This is a genomic window from Microbacterium sp. PI-SA-G (genome assembly GCF_057215335.1).
Genome location: NZ_CM170103.1, coordinates 2837133 through 2853188, shown reverse-complemented (window position 1 = coordinate 2853188; position 16056 = coordinate 2837133). Strand labels below are relative to the sequence as shown.

Genomic DNA, 16056 nt, shown 5'->3' with positions numbered 1-16056 from the left:
GATCCCGTTCGCAATTCAGCAATGTTGACGTTACCACGGTGCTGTGCGTACCATGTTTACGTGAACACGCCCGAATCACCTGAGTTGCGCACCGAGTCGCTGAGCGCCGGCATCGTCAAGCGGTCGACCGTCCTCGCCGACGGCCGCGACATCATCTACTACGACGACCCCGACACCACGCTCGGCGCCGAGCGCGCGGTCGACGCCCGCACCCTCGCCCCGCGCCCTGACACCGCCAGCATGCGTCTCGACGTGCTCACGGGCGACTGGATCACGGTCGCCGCGAACCGCCAGAACCGCGTCATGATGCCCGGCGCCGACGCGGATCCGCTCGCGCCCCAGACGCCGACCAATCCGTCGGAGGTGCCGTCGATGTACGACGTCGCCGTGTTCGAGAACCGCTCCCCCGCGTTCGGTCCCGCCCTCGTCGAGGCGCTGGGCACCGCCCCCGCCGCGTCGAACCCGCCCCGCGGACTCGACGATCTCGCAGCCCTCGGCCTCGGTCGCTCCCGCACCTCGGTCGGACGCTGCGAGGTCGTGTGCTTCAGCCCCGAGCACTCCGGATCGTTCGGCACGCAGTCCGTGACCCGTGCACGCACCGTCATCGAGGCATGGGCCGACCGCACCGCGGCTCTCTCGCAGCTCCCCGGCGTCGAGCAGGTCTTCCCGTTCGAGAACCGCGGCGAGGCGATCGGCGTCACCCTGCCGCACCCGCACGGGCAGCTCTACGCCTACCCGTACGTGACCCCGCGCACGACCCGCCTGCTCGACTCGATCGACCGCACGGCACCCGACCTGTTCGCGCGCATCCTGGAGTTCGAGCAGGGGTCGGAGCGCGTCGTGTTCCGCGGCGAGCACTGGACCGCGTTCGTGCCGTTCGCCGCCCGCTGGCCTCTCGAGGTGCACCTGATGCCGCATCGGCATGTGCCCGACTTCGCCGAGACCACGACCGAGGAGCGCGACGAGCTCGCCCCGCTGTACCTGCGGCTGCTGCGCGGCGTCGACGCGCTCTACGACACGCCCACGCCGTACATCGCCGCCTGGCATCAGGCGCCCGTGCACGTCGGACGCGACTCGGTGCGGCTGCACCTGCAGCTCACCAGCCCGCGCCGCGCCGCCGACAAGCTCAAGTTCCTCGCCGGGTCGGAGGCCGCCATGTGGGCGTGGGCCGCCGAGATCGCCCCCGAACAGGGAGCCGCACGCATCCGCGAGGCGATCGCCCGCGCCGACGGCGCCTCCCACACTGACGAGGAGATCTCCACATGACCCTTCCCCTCTCGCACGCGACCGCCGCTCAAGACGCCGCCCGCGCACTCTTCCTCGAGGTCACCGGGCACGAGCCCGACGGACTGTGGTCCGCCCCGGGCCGCGTGAATCTGATCGGCGAGCACACCGACTACAACGAGGGCTTCGTGCTGCCGTTCGCGATCCCGCATCGCACGGTGGCCGCGGTCGGCCGCCGCGACGACCGGCGCATCCGCGTGACCTCGACCTTCGACTCCGACGTCGTCGAGGTCGGACTGGATGAGCTCGACACTCTATTCCCGACCCCACAGGGCTCCGCGCCGGCAGTGCCGGAGTGGGCCGCGTACCCGCTCGGTGTGGCCTGGGCACTGCAGCTGGCGGCCCCCTCCGGCGCGGACAACTCCTTCGGCGTCGACATCGCGATCGCCTCCGATGTGCCCGTCGGCGCGGGGCTCTCGTCGTCGGCCGCGATCGAGGGCGCCACGGCATCCGCTCTGAACGACGTCTGGGGCACCGGCCTCGACCGCGTCGCCCTGGCCCGTGTCGGCCGTCGCGCCGAGAACGAGGCCGTCGGCGCTCCCACCGGCATCATGGACCAGATGGCGTCGATGCTGGGCGAGCCGGATGCCGCGATCTTCCTCGACTGCCGCTCGCTCGAGGCTCAGCCGGTCGTCGTCGGCGCGGCTCCGGCCGGGCTCGCCATCCTCGTCATGGACACCCAGGTGCAGCACGCGCACTCGACCGGCGGGTATCGCGAGCGCCGCGCGTCGTGTGAGCGGGGTGCCGAGATCATGGGCGTCTCGAGCCTGCGCGATGTGGCGGTCGACGACCTCGCCCGCGCCGAAGAACTGATGGACGACGTGACCTTCCGCCGGGTGCGGCACATCGTGACCGAGAACCAGCGTGTGCTCGACACCGTCCGCGTGCTGCGCGAGGACGGAGCGCGTGCCATCGGCGATCTGCTCGTCGCCTCGCACACATCGATGCGCGACGACTTCGAGATCTCGGTTCCCGAGCTCGACACCGCGGTCGAGGCGGCCCTCGCCGCGGGAGCGATCGGCGCCCGCATGACCGGCGGCGGCTTCGGCGGTGCGGCGATCGCCTTGATCGAGCAGGCGTCGGTGGATGCGGTGTCGGATGCCGTGACAGGCGCCTTCGCCGACCGCGGCTTCGCCGCACCGCACCTGTTCACGGTGGTGCCGTCGGCGGGCGCGCACCGCGACGCCTGAGAGAATGGCTGACGGAGCCGCCCGTGAGGTGCGGCAGGAGAGGAACGCAATGTCCTGGATCGTCACCGGCGGCGCCGGCTACATCGGTGCCCACGTGGTTCGCGCTCTCGCGGATGCCGGGCTGACCCCGGTCGTGCTTGACGACCTGTCCAGCGGAGTGGCGTCGTTCGTGCCCGAGGGCGTGCCGTTCGTGCAGGGCAGCATCCTCGACCGCGCGCTCGTCGAGAACGCGCTGCGCGATCACGACGCCGACGGCGTGATCCACGTCGCGGGGTACAAGTACGCGGGCGTCTCGGTCCAGCGACCGCTGCACACCTACGCGCAGAACGTCGAGGGCACCCGCGTGATCCTCGAGGCGATGGAAGCCGCCGGCGTCGCGAACATCGTCTTCTCGTCGTCCGCCGCGGTGTTCGGCACGCCCGATGTGCCGCTCGTGGTCGAGGAGACCGCGAAGAAGCCCGCCAGCCCGTACGGCGAGTCGAAGCTAATCGGCGAGTGGCTGCTGCGTGACCAGGGAATTGCGACCGCCGACTCCGAGACCCCGCTGCGGCACACCTCGCTGCGCTACTTCAACGTGGTCGGCTCGGCAGACCCCACGGTCTACGACGTCAGCCCGCACAACCTGTTCCCGATCGTGTTCGAGGCGCTGATCGCCGGCCGCACGCCGCGCATCAACGGCGACGACTATGCGACCGACGACGGCACCAACGTGCGCGACTACGTGCACGTGGGTGACATCGCCGCCGCGCACGTCGCCGCCGCGAAGCGACTGGCCGCAGGCGAACCGATCGAGCCGGCGTACAACCTCGGCTCGGGCGACGGCCTGAGCGTGAAGCAGATCATGGATGCCGTCGCCCGCGTGACCGGCATCGACTTCACGCCCGAGATCGGCCCGCGCCGCCCCGGCGACCCCGACCGGATCGTCGCGACGGGCGAACTCGCCGCCCGCGACCTCGACTGGACCATGCGCTACACCGTCGACGAGATGGTGCGCACCGGCTGGGAAGCCCGCCAGGCCGCGGGCGCCTGACGCGTCAGGCGCGCAGCTGTCCGGCGCGCCGCGGTTCAGGCCCGCTGCTGTTCGGGCGATGCGACCACGTCGCGGGTGCGGATCGGGTACGCCCAGAAGCACAGCCAGGCGATCGCGGTGAATCCCACCGGGATGACGGCGAGCATGATTCGGATGCCGCCGTCGACGCTGTCGGGCTGGGCATCGCCGAGCGTCGCGTCGAAGCCGGATGCCGTGAGCACGACGGCTGCGACGACCGCCTGCAGCACGACGGATCCGCGCACGACGAACCCGTTGACGCCGAAGTACGCGCCCTCGCGGCGGTGCCCGGTGCGCACGGCATCTTCATCGATGATCTGACCGAGCATCACCTCGAGCAGCTGCAGCAGTCCACCGACGCCCACGCCGACCGCGACGCCCACCAGTACAGCGCCGAGCACGGTCGTCGGCGCGAGGTAGGCGAGCACGGCGAGGCCGAACACGGCGACGCTCCACAGCAGCGCGGTGCGCGGAGCAGTGCGGCGGACCACGGCGCTCCACAGCACGATCGAGGGGATCGCGGTGACGAAGATCGCACCCAGCAGCAGGCTGCCCTCGCCCTCCGACGCGTTCAGTGAGTACCGCACGTAGAACGGCACGGAAGCGAGGATGACGGCGATCGAGGTCTGTATGAACAGCGAGCCGAGCACGTAGGGAACGAACGCACGGTTCGTGAACGTGTACTTCAGCTGGTCGCCCCAGCGCATCGCCTCGGACGCGGCCTCGGGCACGCGGCGCTCGATCATGCCGCCGAAGAACGACCACACCAGCAGCACCAGGCACACCGTGGAGAGCACGATCGCCATGCCGGCCCAGCCGATCGAGTCGTAGAGCACGGGCGCCCCGGCCGTGCCCAGCACCATGCCGAGGATGGCGAAGATCTGGCGCGGCACGTTGCCCCGCGACCGCTCCTCGGTCGTGCGGAAGATCTCGGGGAACAGCGCCGAGATGTTCAGCACGACGACCACGAACGCGACGTCATAGACGGCGACCACGACGAGGAACCAGGCGATGAGGCCCGCGGCCGGCAGCTCCGGCGGCATCCAGACGAGCGCGAAGGCGATGACGAGCGGCACGATCCCCATGCCGATCCACGGGATTCGACGGCCCCACGGTGTGCGGATGCGGTCGGACAGCGCCCCGACGACGGGGTTGAGCAGTGCGTTCAGGATGCCGTGGGCGATCATCGCGATCGCCACCCACCCGGCGGGCACGGCGAGGTGTGAGACGTAGAAGTAGACGATGAAGGCCGAGAACGTCTGAATCATGAGCTGGGTCGGGAAACCCGATGCCCCGAACGCGATCGTCTGCCTGCGGGTGGGCGCGGCGTCGAGGCGGCGGTCACGCAGACGCGCGGTCAGGCTCGTGCGCTCCGTCGTCATCGCTGCACTCCGCGCTGCAGATCGCGCAGCGCGCGCCAACCGATGCGCACAAGCCCCTCGTCGGCGATGGCCTGGTGCACGACCGGGTCGGCGAGCAGTCGCCGCTCGAACTCGCGTTTGGCCGCGCCGTAGTCGACGGCGGCGCGCAGCTCGTCGCCGTCGACCATCGGATGCAGGTACACCTCGGTGACTCCGGCGGGCACGGCCCGCAGCAGCGCCACGAAACCGTCGCGCACCTGCTCGTAGGTCTCTTCAGCGGCCGTTCCGGCGCCGACCAGTTCGAACGCATGCGACCACAGCCGGTCGATGATCTCGACGCCGAAGGCCTGAGCGGTCGCGGAAGTCCGATCCAGCGTCGCCTGCAGTTGCGCGTCGCCGCCACGGCCGACGCTGTCCATGCTGTCCATGCGGCGCGGCAGCCGGAACGGCAGCCCGTGCTGCGCGGCGAGGGCGAAGACCTCTTCGAGGAAGTCGCGTCCGGTCGCGAGCCCGTACACCGAGCCCATGTGGTTGTCGAGGTGCGTCACGTCGACGCCCGCGTCGAGGGCAGCCTGCAACTGGGCGGTGAGTTCGGCGGCGACCTCGCCCGCGTCGGCGCCCTGCTCGACCGCGACCACGTCACGCGGGAAGTAGCCCTCAGCGTCGACGAGGGTCTGCGCGGTCACACCGGTGAGAGGACGCCACCGGTAGCGGGTCCATTCGCTCGTGAGCACCAGGTGCACCCCGACGTCGAGGTCGGTGCGCGAGGCGGCGAAGGCAAGTGCCTCGGGCGACCAGGAGCACGGCACCATCACGGTCGCGGAGTCGATGCGGCCGGCGTCGAGCAGTTCGATGATCGCGGTGTTGGCCGCGTGACACATGCCGAAGTCGTCAGCGTTGAGGATGATCGCTCTCGCGCCCGGGCCGAGTCCGAGGCGGTCGGCGAGGTCGGAGGGGGCGGCGAGGTCCGAGGGGGCGGCAAGGTTCGCGGGATCAGTCACGTCGATGGGATCAGTCACCGTCGACTCCTGTCTGGCTCATGGTGCGAGCACCCGGGTGAGGAGCAGGGCGCGCAGCCCCACGGTGGCTTCGCGGACGGCGCCGACCAGCGGCGCCTCGACCCCGTAGGCGGCGACGAGGAAGCGCACGTGCAGCAGCAACGCGAACTCCTCGGCCACGCGGGTCACGGCCTCGACGAAGACGGGGTGCGCGGCGTCGCCGCTGAGGATGAACGCCTCGGGGTCGAACACGAGGGTCATCGTTCCGGCGATGAGCACCAGCCGTCGGGCGAGCTCGCCGATGATCTTCAGTGCAGCCTCGTCGCCCTGTGCGGCGGCTTCGAGGTGATCGCCGAGGAACAGTCTCGGGTCACTTCCGTGCACGAGCGCGAGATCGCTGACGACCGCGTCGCTCACCACCGGAGCGCCGATGGGCAGCGGAGACTGCGGCAGGTACATGATCTCGCCGGCGAGTCCGGCGGCGCCGCGATGCAGTGCGCCGTCGATGACGATGCCCGCGCCGATGCCGTCGTCGACGAGCAGCAGCAGCGCGAAGCTCGACAGGGTCGAGGCGGTGGCTTCGGTGAGTTCGGCGAGGGCGGCGAGATTCACGTCATTCTCGATGCGCACCTCGCAGGCGAGCGCGGCCGACACTGCGCTGTGGAAGGTGCCGCCGTCGGGCCCTTGCTCGTCGCGGATGCCGCCATCGGGGCTGACCGCCCCGGGCATCCCGATGACGGCCGTGTGCAGCGGTCCCGGAGCCGTCCGGCGGCATTCGGTCACCAGGGCCGCGATGCACGCGACGCGGTCGTCGTTCGTGTGAAAATCGCCGTGCTGCTCGGCCCGGACGGCGCCCGTGGCATCGACGAGCACGACATGCGCGGCGTGATGGTCGACGTGGATCGCGGCGGCGTATCCGAGGTGAGGATGCAGCGCCACGCGACCCGCGGCCGGACCCCGGGTGTCACGATCGACACCGGCCGGCACGACGGCGCCGGTGCTCTCGAGCATGCGGAGCACCTGCGTCACGGCGGTGCGCGACAGACCGGTCGCCGTCATGAGTTCGGACCGGGTGCGGGCTCCGTTGCGGGCGAGCACCTCGAGGATGGCCCGACTGTTCAAGGTGCGCAGCAGCGTCTGAGGTCCTGCCAACGGCCGTGTCATCCTGTCGATCCCCCCGGGTCGGTCCGCCCCAGCATGGCACATCGAGTCGCACCTGTTGAGGGCTTTGCGCGAACATGACAAGCGGGCTGCGCCGCGTGCGGCCCCGGGTTGCTCGGTGCCGGCACGCTGCTGCTGCGAGTGCACGACGGACGTCTCCCGTTCATGCGGCGAGGGTCAGGTTCGGGCGTGGTGTGCGCCATCGTCGTGCGGGGTCCCACCACGCAGGTCCGCGAACGTGTGGGGTGCCGTTGTGCATACGGATCTCCCACCCGGACGTAGCGAGGGTGCGGTGGTGGTGCCAGCACAGGGCGACACCGTTGTCGGTGTGGGTCGGCCCGCCGCGTGAATGTTCCTGGACGTGGTGGATCTCACACCAGGATGCGGAGACGTGACATCCGGGGATGAGGCATTCCTTGTCTCTGAGGGTGATCGCGCGTCTTTGGTGGGCGGTGAAGATGCGGTCGGTGACCCCGATGCCGATGATCCGCCCCTCGGGATCGAACAGCACTCGCTGCACGCTTCCGCCGCAGGCGGTGTGTGCGGCGGTGGACGTGGATGCGGGGGTGTCGATCCCGTCGAAGTGCGCCCACCCGCGTCCGGTGGCGTAGTCCTGCGCGGTGACCGACACGACCAGCGTGGGGGCGGCACCGCCGAGTTTCGGCATCTCGTCATGCCGGGCGGCGATCCCGAGGACCGCGGCGAGGGCGTCGTGCTGTTTCTGTTCGCGGGAGCGGGTGTCGACCATCCCGCCGGCGTCACCGGAGGGCAGTTTGTCGGGGTCGAAGTCGGGGTCCTTCACCCACCCCTCCGCGAAGTCGTCGTCCGCGGCGGCGTCGGCGGCGCTGCTGTCGGAGGGGGCGAAGTGCACGCCCGGCAAGGGTGGCCCGTCGACCTTCGGGTTCAGGTACGCGTCCCAGATGCGTTGCATCTGCGCGGCGACTTCGGGCAGCAGGTCCCCGTGCAGGGGGATGAGACCGTTCTTCTCCCGCCCGAACCGCACCCCACGACCCCGCATCGCCGTATCGTCTGACGGTTCGGGACCGTCCGGGTCGAGATATGCCAGCATCACCCGCGCGAACAACCGCAAGTCTTCGGGCGTCGCTGGCGGACAACTCGGCGAGACATCATCGTCAACCGCTCCATCGTCGTCCGCCGCGACGAGTCCTCGCGCGAGGCTCGCGAGCTCGGCATCCGCCCGCCACCGCGCGTCGTCCCCGATCCGGCGGTGCGCGGCGTCGATCGGCCCGACAGCGGCGAGCAGCCCCGCGATCCCGATCGTCCCATCCAGCAACGCTTCCAGCAACGCGGGCCACCGCGCCGGCTGCATCCCACCCGTGGACAGGTTCGCCTCCCGGTGAACTGCGCGGGCGGCCTTCACCACCCGCCCGGCCCCGAACGCATCGGTGCGCAGCACCCGCTGCAGCAACTCGTTCATACTCCGGCACCCGAACCCCGCACACAACGACCCATCACCGGCCCCGCCGGGGGCCGTCGCGACCGTCTCCACCACGACCGCATCCAGGTGTCGCTGCGCCTCTCCCGCCAGTCGCAGCACCTGCATCCGGTCATCGTTCGACAGCGCGCCCACAGCACCCGGATCGACGACCCGAGCGAGGTCGGCGACGACCCGCTCCAAGATCTCCGCAGTGCTGTTCATACCCCCAGTCAACCCGGGGCCACCGACATTCAGACCCGAAAAACCCAGCTCACAACCAGTATCCCGATATACAGCATCCAGCGCAGGCGACCCCACCCATGACTGCCGCCCCCTACAGTGATCGCATGTCAGTCATGACCGTCCGACCCGCCGCGCTCGGCGATACCGACGCGATCGCCGGCATCCATGTGCGTGCGTGGCAGGCGGCGTACCGCGGCCTGATCGACCAGGCGTTCCTCGATTCCCTCTCGATCGACGACCGGGCCGAGCGGTGGCGCGGCATCCTCACCGATCCGGATCCGCTGACTCTCGGCACCCTCGTCGCAGTGCGCGATGACACGCTCCTCGGCTGGGCCTCCTTCGGCGCCTCCCGCGATGCGCCAGCGTCTGGGGATTCAGAAAGCGGCGCCCACCGCACAACCGGCGAGGTCTGGGGCATCTATGCCGACCCGTCCGCGTGGTCGACCGGCGTCGGTGCCGCCCTGCTGACCGCGGCGGAACAGCGCCTGATCGACGCCGGGCACGCCGCGGCGCACCTCTGGGTGCTCGACGGCAATGCCCGCGCCGACGCCTTCTATGCCCGTAACGGCTGGATCGCCGACGGCGCGACGCGAGTGGAAGAGCGCCCCGGCCTCACCCTCGCCGAACACCGCCGCGTGAAGCCCCTCGCTCCGGCGTGACGTCCTGAGCCGCAGCATCCGCCGCACCCCACCTCACCCCCAGGCACTCATCACGTGCTTAATGCGGGTGTAGTCGTCGAATCCGTACTGCGACAGATCCTTGCCGTACCCGGAGTGCTTGAACCCGCCGTGGGGCATGTCCGACACGAAGGGGATGTGGGTGTTGATCCATACGCAGCCGAAGTCCAGGTCGCGTGAGAACCGCATCGCGCGCGCATGGTCGGTCGTCCACACCGACGACGCCAGCGCGTAGGGCACGTCGTTCGCCATCTCGAGCGCCTCGGCGTCGTCGGTGAACGACTGCACGGTGAGCACGGGTCCGAAGATCTCGCCCTGCACGGCCTCGTCGTCCTGCTGCAGCCCCGACACGATCGTGGCTTCGAAGAAGTAGCCCTGTTCGCCCTGACGCCGTCCGCCGGTCTCGACGGTCGCGTGCGCGGGCAGGCGCTCGATGAAGCCCTGCACCTGCGCGAGCTGCGCGGCGCTGCTGAGCGGCCCGTACAGCACGCCCTCCTCGTGCGGACCGCCGGTGCGGGCGTGGGTCCGCGTCCGCTCCACGAGCGCCGCGACGACCTCGTCGTGGATCGACGAGTGCACCAGCACCCGGGTGGCCGCGGTGCAGTCCTGCCCGGCGTTGAAGAACGCGCCGGCGACGATGCCCTCGACGGCCTTCTCGACCACTGCATCGGCGAACACGATCGCCGGCGCCTTGCCGCCCAGCTCGAGGTGCACGCGCTTGACGTCGTTCGCCGCCGAGCGCGCCACCGCCATGCCCGCCCGCACCGACCCGGTGATGGCGACCATCTGCGGCGTCGGATGCTCGACCAGGGCGACGCCGGTCTCGCGGGCGCCGAGCACGACGTTCAGCACCCCCGCGGGCGTGTGCAGGGCGACGATCTCGGCGAGCAGCAGCGTCGTCAGCGGCGTGGACTCGGCCGGCTTCAGCACCACCGTGTTGCCTGCGGCGAGCGCCGGGGCGATCTTCCACACCGCCATGTTCAGCGGATAGTTCCACGGCGTGACCTGGCCGATCACGCCGATCGGCTCGCGCCGCACGAACGAGGTGTGCCCGGCGAGGTACTCCCCCGCCGCGCGGCCCTCGAGGCTGCGGGCGGCGCCGGCGAAGAACCGCAACTGGTCGATCGACTGCATGATCTCGTCGTCCACCAGCGATGCGCGCGGCTTGCCGGTGTCCTGCGACTCGAGGTCGGCGAACTCCTCGGTCCGAGCGAGCATCTCGTCGGCGATGCGGAACAGCGCCAGCTGACGATCGGCGGGCGTCGTGTCGCGCCAGAGCGGGAAGGCAGCGGATGCCGCGGCGTACGCAGCATCCACATCGCTCTCGTCCGACAGGGGCAGCGCGCCGTACTCCTCTTCTGTCGCGGGGTCGATCAGCGGAAGCGTGCCCGACCCGCGCACCGAGACGTATCGTCCCCCGATGAAGTTCTGCAGAGTCGGTCGAGAGGCAGTCTGCAGAGAAGCAGTCGTTCCGGAGTCTGTGCGCATGCGCCTCATGCTAGCCATCCTGAAACGAAATCAAAAGAACTTCTCGCTTCTGACGACTGAATCAGTTGCCTAGACCGTCCATACCTGTCAATATCGACATATGAGCACGCAGAAGCAGCCCGCGCTGGACGACGTCTCGAAGAAGATCGTCGAACTCCTCCAGGAGGACGGCCGCCGTCCCTACGCCGAGATCGGCCGCGCCGTGGGACTCAGCGAGGCCGCGGCCCGTCAGCGGGTGCAACGGATGACCGAGGCCGGGATCATCCAGATCGTCGCGGTGACCGACCCGATGCAGCTCGGATTCCATCGCATGTCGATGATCGGCATCCGCGTGACCGGTGATCCGCGCGAGATCGCGCAGGAGCTCACCAAGATCCCCGAGCTCGCGTACGTGGTGGTGACGCTGGGCACCTTCGACATCCTCGTCGAGGCGGTCTGCGAGGACGACCAGCATCTGATCGACCTGATCGCCTCGCGCATCCGTGCCATCCCCGGCATCGCGCACACCGAGAGCCTGCTCTACGCCGGGCTCTACAAGGACCTCTACAACTGGGGCACGCGCTGAGCGCGCACCCCCGCACATCGGAGTGATCATGGGAACCACCGTCTTCGAACGCCGGCGACCGGCCGAGTCCGTCATCGACGCCTCGCTGCGCGACACCGCCCTGCGCGTGTTCTGGCTCGACGACGTCGCCCGTCCGGAGCATCCGCCCCTCACCGGCAACGTGCGCGCCGACCTCGCGATCGTCGGCGGCGGATACGCCGGACTCTGGAGCGCCATCCGCGCGAAGGAACGCGACCCCGAGCGGAGCGTCGTGCTGCTGGAGGCGTCGCGCATCGCGTGGGCGGCGTCCGGACGCAACGGCGGATTCTGCGAGGCCAGTCTCACGCACGGACACGAGAACGGACTCACCCGCTGGCCGGAGGAGATCGACCGGCTCGAGGAGATGGGGCTGGCGAACCTCGACGGCATCGAGCAGACGGTCGCCCGCTACGGCATGGACGCCGAGTTCGAGCGCACCGGGCAGCTCGCGGTCGCCGTCGAACCGCATCAGGTGGAGTGGCTGCGTGACGAGGAGGGCTTCCTCGATCGTGAGGCCGTGCAGGCCGAGGTGCACTCCGACACGTTCCTCGCCGGCGCGTGGGAACGCGACAGCAGCGCTCTCGTGCACCCGGCGAAGCTCGGACTCGAGCTCGCCCGCGTGGCCGTCGAGCTGGGCGTCGAGATCCACGAGCACAGCCTGGTCCGGCGCGTCGAGGGCGACGGATCCTCGGCCGTCACGCTCGTCACCGAGGGCGGCAGTCTGACCGCGGATGCCGTGGCGCTGGCCACCAACGCCTTCCCGGCGCTCCTGCGACGCAATCGCCTGATGACCGTCCCCGTCTACGACTACGTGCTGATGACCGAGCCGCTGTCAGAGGCGCAGCTCGCCTCGATCGGCTGGTCGAATCGTCAGGGCCTCGCCGACAGCGCGAACCAGTTCCACTACTACCGACTCAGCGCCGACAACCGCATCCTGTTTGGCGGCTACGACGCGGTCTACCACTACGGCGGCAAGATCCGCCCCGCGTACGAGGACCGGATGGAGAGCCACCGCCGACTCGCCTCGCACTTCTTCACCACGTTCCCGCAGCTCGAGGGCCTCAGCTTCACACACCGGTGGGCCGGCGCGATCGACTCGTCGAGCCGCTTCTGCGCGTTCTTCGGCACCGCCCGCAAAGGACGCGTCGCCTACGCGACCGGATTCACCGGGCTCGGGGTGGGCGCTGCGCGCTTCGCCGGCGACGTGATGCTCGACAAGCTGTCGGGCGAAGAGACCGAGCGCACCGCACTGCGGATGGTGCGCGAGAAGCCGATCCCGTTCCCACCCGAGCCTGCAGCCTCGATCGGCGTGAACCTCGTGCGCGCGGCGATGGACCGCGCCGACCACAACGAGGGCAAGCGCAACCTGTTCCTGAAGACCCTCGACGCCGTGGGCATGGGCTTCGACTCGTGAGCCTGTTGACGCCCGGAACGGGAGTGGATGCCGCGGCCCTCGCACTCACGCACGAACCGCTCCCCGCCGCCGAGGTGGTGGACGGAGCGCCCACCACCGCCGTGCAGACGCTCGCGCACGTCGGCGGTGTCGAGGTCGGCGTGTGGGAGATGACGCCCGGCACCGCGACCGATGTGGAGGCCGACGAGGTGTTCGTCGTGCTCAGCGGGCACGCCACGATCGCGTTCGACGACCCGACACTGCCCGACCTCGCCGTCGGTCCGGGGGCGGTCGTGCGACTCGCGGCAGGTCAGAAGACCGTATGGAAGGTCAGCGAGACACTGCGGAAGATCTACGTGGCGTGAGGCCGGAGGCCCGTCAGAGCACGGCGAGCAGCTTCTCGAACGCGCGCCGCACGCGCGCCGTGCGGACCACGTCAGGATCGAAGTCGCCCATGAACACGTTGCCGAGCGCGGCCGAGAGAGTGCCGTCGGCGACCAGCGCGCACGTCTCGGCGTCGGCCTGCGGGTAGGCGGCGACCGCGAAGCCGGCCAGCGTGGTGCGCGTGCGCGCATAGGCCTCTGCGAGAACCTCGGCAATCTCCGGGTTCGTGCGCGAGAGCTCCACGAATCCGAGGACGACGGCGTTCTCGGCATCGGACCGCGTGAAGTCCTCGCCGAAGAGGAAGTCCAGCGCCTGGGTGAAGGTCGAGACGTCGTCCGGCAGGATCGTCAGCTGCCCGCTCTCGTCCGAGAAGACGCGGCGTGCGGTCTCGGCGAGCAGCTGGTCGCGGTTGCCGACGAAGTGCCGCACATGACCCCGCGACATGCCGACGGCTTCCGCGATGCGGTCGAGCGACGTGCCGGCGATGCCGTGCTGGGCCACTGTCTGCAACGTGGCGTCGATGATCTGGTCGCGGCGTTCCGCCGCCACCGTTGGACGTGCCATTGCTCCCCCTGTCCCTGCCTCAGCAGGATAGCTCGATCTGTTTCGAAGTTTTTAGTCTAGTCTGACTTGACTATTAACCGGAACGGACCTAGCTTGTGATTCATCGAGCGACGCGGCGACCGCATCGCCGACGTTCCGAAGGAGAGACATGGACCGCTACACCCGCATCTCGGCGGCACCGGAGAGCGACCTCGCACGCCCCGCCCGCGTCCGGATGCGCGACGGAGTGCTCCTCGCCGCAGACCTCTACCTGCCGGATGCCGGCGGCGATGTGACTCCCGGCGACACGGTCCTGATCCGACTGCCGTACGACAAGAGCGGGGGCTACACGTTCATTCCGCTGATCGCGGAGCACTTCCTCTCCCACGGCTACCGGGTCGTCGCGCAGGACGTGCGCGGCAAATTCCGCTCCGAGGGCGAGGCGATGCTCTTCGTGAACGAGGTGCGCGACGGCGAGGACACCCTCGACTGGATCGTGCAGCAGCCATGGTCCAACGGACGGATCGTCATGTGGGGCGACAGCTACTACGGCTACACGCAGTGGGCGGCGGCGGCCAGCGGCCACCCGGCGCTCAAGGCGATCGCACCCCGTGTGACGGGGACCGCCCTGGGCGAGCCCGTGCGCCGCATCGCAGGTGAGCGCGTGTCGAACGTCGAGTGGGCGATCACCTACCTGTATCCCGTCAGCCACTTCCACGGCAACGACACCTACCTCTGGGAGCCCGACTGGTCCCGCCGGGACTTCGCCGCGCAGGTCGAGGAGTTCCTCGCAACTGCCGGCGAGCGCTCGATCTCGTACGACCAGTGGTACCCCCGGCCGGTGCACCTGCCGCGCTTCCCGCTCGGGTCGCCGTTCGCGGCTCGGTCCATCCCCGTGCTGCACACGATCGGCTGGTGGGACAACTGCTCGCCCCTCTCGTGGGCCGACGTGGCCGAGATCGAGAAGCACCCCGCGTGGGCGGCGCACCACCACCTGCGCATCGAGTCCATCGATCACGAGGGCTACGAGCTGCTCGACACTGCGGAGGATCGCGTCGCGGAGCGCACCGACGACCAGGTGCGCGCACTGCTGCCGCGCACTCTCGACCCGGCGCTGGCCTTCTTCGAGGTGTATCTGCGGGGCAACGGTTCGCCCGCCGACATCCCCCCGGTGCACTGGAACCTCGCCGGCACGCGCGAGGACCGCATCGACGCATCCTGGCCGCCAGCCGGCATCCGCACGAGCGAGTTGACTGCCACCGCCCAGGGTCGACTGACGAAGGATGCTGCAGCTGCAGAAGCGACCGAGATGTCCTGGACGCACGACCCCGCCGACCTCGTGCCGTCGAGCGCTGATGACGCGTTCTCGTTCCTTCTCGAGCTCCCCGACGAGGCACTGATCGGCGACCGCGACGACGTGCTCGTCTTCACCTCCGCACCGCTCGCCGCGGACCTCGACCTCGCGGGGCCCGTGACCGCCACCGCGACGATTCGCTCCGACGGTCCGGTGATGGATCTGTTCCTCCGGCTGCTCGATGTCTCGCCCGACGGCACCGCATTGCGCATCGCCCGGGGCCAGCGTCAACTGAGCGACGCGGCTTCCCCCGCCACGATCGACCTGGACCTGGGGCAGGTCGGCTACCGCGTGGCCGCCGGACATCGCCTGCGACTGCACGTCTCGAGCAGCGACTACCCCGAGTTCCTCCCTCAGACCGGAACGGGCGCCGACCCGTGGGCCGGAGGAGCGACCGCCGCGAACCGCCAGCATCTCGTCGTGGGCGGGCCGCTCGGCCTCGTCCTCCGCCTTCCCGTTCTGCAAGGAGATCTGTCATGACCGAATCCGCACTGCCCGACCCGATCCTCGAGTACGCCTTTGAGATCCGCGTCGACGTCGACGCCGACATCCACCTGGGTCGCGGCCCCCACGAGGTGCTCTCCTTCACCCCCATCACCGGCGGCACGGTCGACGGCCCCCTGCTCCGGGGCACCGTGCTGGCCGGCGGCGGCGACTGGGCCGTCGAGCGCGACGGCACGGCGCAGCTCGAGGCCCGCTACCTGCTGCGCGCCGAGGACGGATCGGCGATCGACATCCTCAACCGCGGCTACTACCGCGAAAACGACGAGGGTGAGCCGTACTTCCGCACCGCACCCGTGTTCCAGACGGATGCCCCGGCACACACGTGGCTCACCCGGAATCAGTTCATCGGCCTGGCCCGCGACGAGGACGAGCAGATCTGCATCCGCGTCTTCGTCGTCCGCTGACCC

General features: G+C 69.9%; 15 protein-coding genes. 9 read left to right on the top strand and 6 right to left on the bottom strand.

Going from position 1 to position 16056, the window contains the following annotated elements; translation table 11 throughout:
- Positions 1 to 60 precede the first annotated feature (60 nt).
- From galT to galE, 3 genes are read left to right on the top strand one after another with little or no spacing between them, the layout of a single operon-like run.
- On the top strand, positions 61 to 1266 hold the full coding sequence (gene galT, locus AC2D10_RS14015) for a galactose-1-phosphate uridylyltransferase (RefSeq protein WP_484708556.1): 1206 nt from the start codon (positions 61 to 63) through the stop codon (positions 1264 to 1266).
- Positions 1263 to 2474 (top strand): galactokinase, encoded by a 1212-nt coding sequence (gene galK, locus AC2D10_RS14010; protein ID WP_484708554.1) that lies wholly within the window; start codon positions 1263 to 1265, stop codon positions 2472 to 2474. The genes galT and galK overlap by 4 nt, the downstream gene beginning before the upstream one ends.
- Positions 2475 to 2523: 49 nt before the next feature.
- Positions 2524 to 3504, top strand: a complete 981-nt coding sequence (gene galE, locus AC2D10_RS14005) for a UDP-glucose 4-epimerase GalE (protein ID WP_484708552.1) — start codon at positions 2524 to 2526, stop codon at positions 3502 to 3504.
- Positions 3505 to 3539: 35 nt separating this feature from the next.
- Here galE and AC2D10_RS14000 read toward each other — a convergent pair whose 3' ends face one another.
- The 4 genes from AC2D10_RS14000 to AC2D10_RS13985 form a co-directional block, all read right to left on the bottom strand.
- Positions 3540 to 4904, bottom strand: coding sequence for an MFS transporter (locus AC2D10_RS14000; RefSeq protein ID WP_484708548.1), 1365 nt, complete (start codon positions 4902 to 4904; stop codon positions 3540 to 3542).
- The gene (locus AC2D10_RS13995) at positions 4901 to 5902 is read right to left on the bottom strand and encodes a polysaccharide deacetylase family protein (RefSeq protein WP_484708545.1); all 1002 of its coding nucleotides are present in this window, start codon (positions 5900 to 5902) and stop codon (positions 4901 to 4903) included. Before AC2D10_RS13995 ends, AC2D10_RS14000 begins: the two co-directional genes overlap by 4 nt.
- Positions 5903 to 5920: 18 nt before the next feature.
- Positions 5921 to 7033, bottom strand: coding sequence for an ROK family transcriptional regulator (locus AC2D10_RS13990; protein WP_484708543.1), 1113 nt, complete (start codon positions 7031 to 7033; stop codon positions 5921 to 5923).
- A 172-nt stretch (positions 7034 to 7205) separates the two neighbouring features.
- The gene (locus AC2D10_RS13985; protein WP_484708541.1) at positions 7206 to 8702 is read right to left on the bottom strand and encodes an HNH endonuclease signature motif containing protein; all 1497 of its coding nucleotides are present in this window, start codon (positions 8700 to 8702) and stop codon (positions 7206 to 7208) included.
- Between the two features lie 125 nt (positions 8703 to 8827).
- Between AC2D10_RS13985 and AC2D10_RS13980 the strand changes: the two genes are divergently transcribed.
- Positions 8828 to 9382, top strand: coding sequence for a GNAT family N-acetyltransferase (locus tag AC2D10_RS13980; protein ID WP_484708538.1), 555 nt, complete (start codon positions 8828 to 8830; stop codon positions 9380 to 9382).
- A gap of 33 nt (positions 9383 to 9415) precedes the next feature.
- Here AC2D10_RS13980 and AC2D10_RS13975 read toward each other — a convergent pair whose 3' ends face one another.
- Entirely contained in the window at positions 9416 to 10888 is a 1473-nt protein-coding gene (locus AC2D10_RS13975; RefSeq protein WP_484708535.1) for a gamma-aminobutyraldehyde dehydrogenase, read from the bottom strand.
- Positions 10889 to 10988: 100 nt separating this feature from the next.
- Here AC2D10_RS13975 and AC2D10_RS13970 point away from each other — a divergent pair, with 100 nt between their 5' ends.
- Genes AC2D10_RS13970 through AC2D10_RS13960 form a run of 3 tightly spaced genes read left to right on the top strand, consistent with a single transcriptional unit; the run spans position 10989 to position 13229 of the window.
- Complete coding sequence (locus AC2D10_RS13970; RefSeq protein WP_484708533.1) at positions 10989 to 11453, top strand: Lrp/AsnC family transcriptional regulator; 465 nt, start codon at positions 10989 to 10991, stop codon at positions 11451 to 11453.
- Positions 11454 to 11481: 28 nt separating this feature from the next.
- On the top strand, positions 11482 to 12885 hold the full coding sequence (locus AC2D10_RS13965; protein WP_484708530.1) for an NAD(P)/FAD-dependent oxidoreductase: 1404 nt from the start codon (positions 11482 to 11484) through the stop codon (positions 12883 to 12885).
- Positions 12882 to 13229, top strand: coding sequence for a cupin domain-containing protein (locus AC2D10_RS13960; protein ID WP_484708527.1), 348 nt, complete (start codon positions 12882 to 12884; stop codon positions 13227 to 13229). The genes AC2D10_RS13965 and AC2D10_RS13960 overlap by 4 nt, the downstream gene beginning before the upstream one ends.
- A gap of 13 nt (positions 13230 to 13242) precedes the next feature.
- Here AC2D10_RS13960 and AC2D10_RS13955 read toward each other — a convergent pair whose 3' ends face one another.
- Positions 13243 to 13812: a TetR/AcrR family transcriptional regulator gene (locus AC2D10_RS13955; RefSeq protein WP_484708524.1), complete on the bottom strand. Its 570-nt coding sequence runs from the start codon at positions 13810 to 13812 to the stop codon at positions 13243 to 13245.
- Positions 13813 to 13960: 148 nt separating this feature from the next.
- Between AC2D10_RS13955 and AC2D10_RS13950 the strand changes: the two genes are divergently transcribed.
- Positions 13961 to 15625, top strand: coding sequence for a CocE/NonD family hydrolase (locus tag AC2D10_RS13950; protein ID WP_484708521.1), 1665 nt, complete (start codon positions 13961 to 13963; stop codon positions 15623 to 15625).
- A complete protein-coding gene (locus tag AC2D10_RS13945) occupies positions 15622 to 16053 on the top strand; it encodes a DUF3237 domain-containing protein (RefSeq protein WP_484708518.1) in 432 nt (143 codons plus the stop codon). Before AC2D10_RS13950 ends, AC2D10_RS13945 begins: the two co-directional genes overlap by 4 nt.
- Positions 16054 to 16056 lie beyond the last annotated feature (3 nt).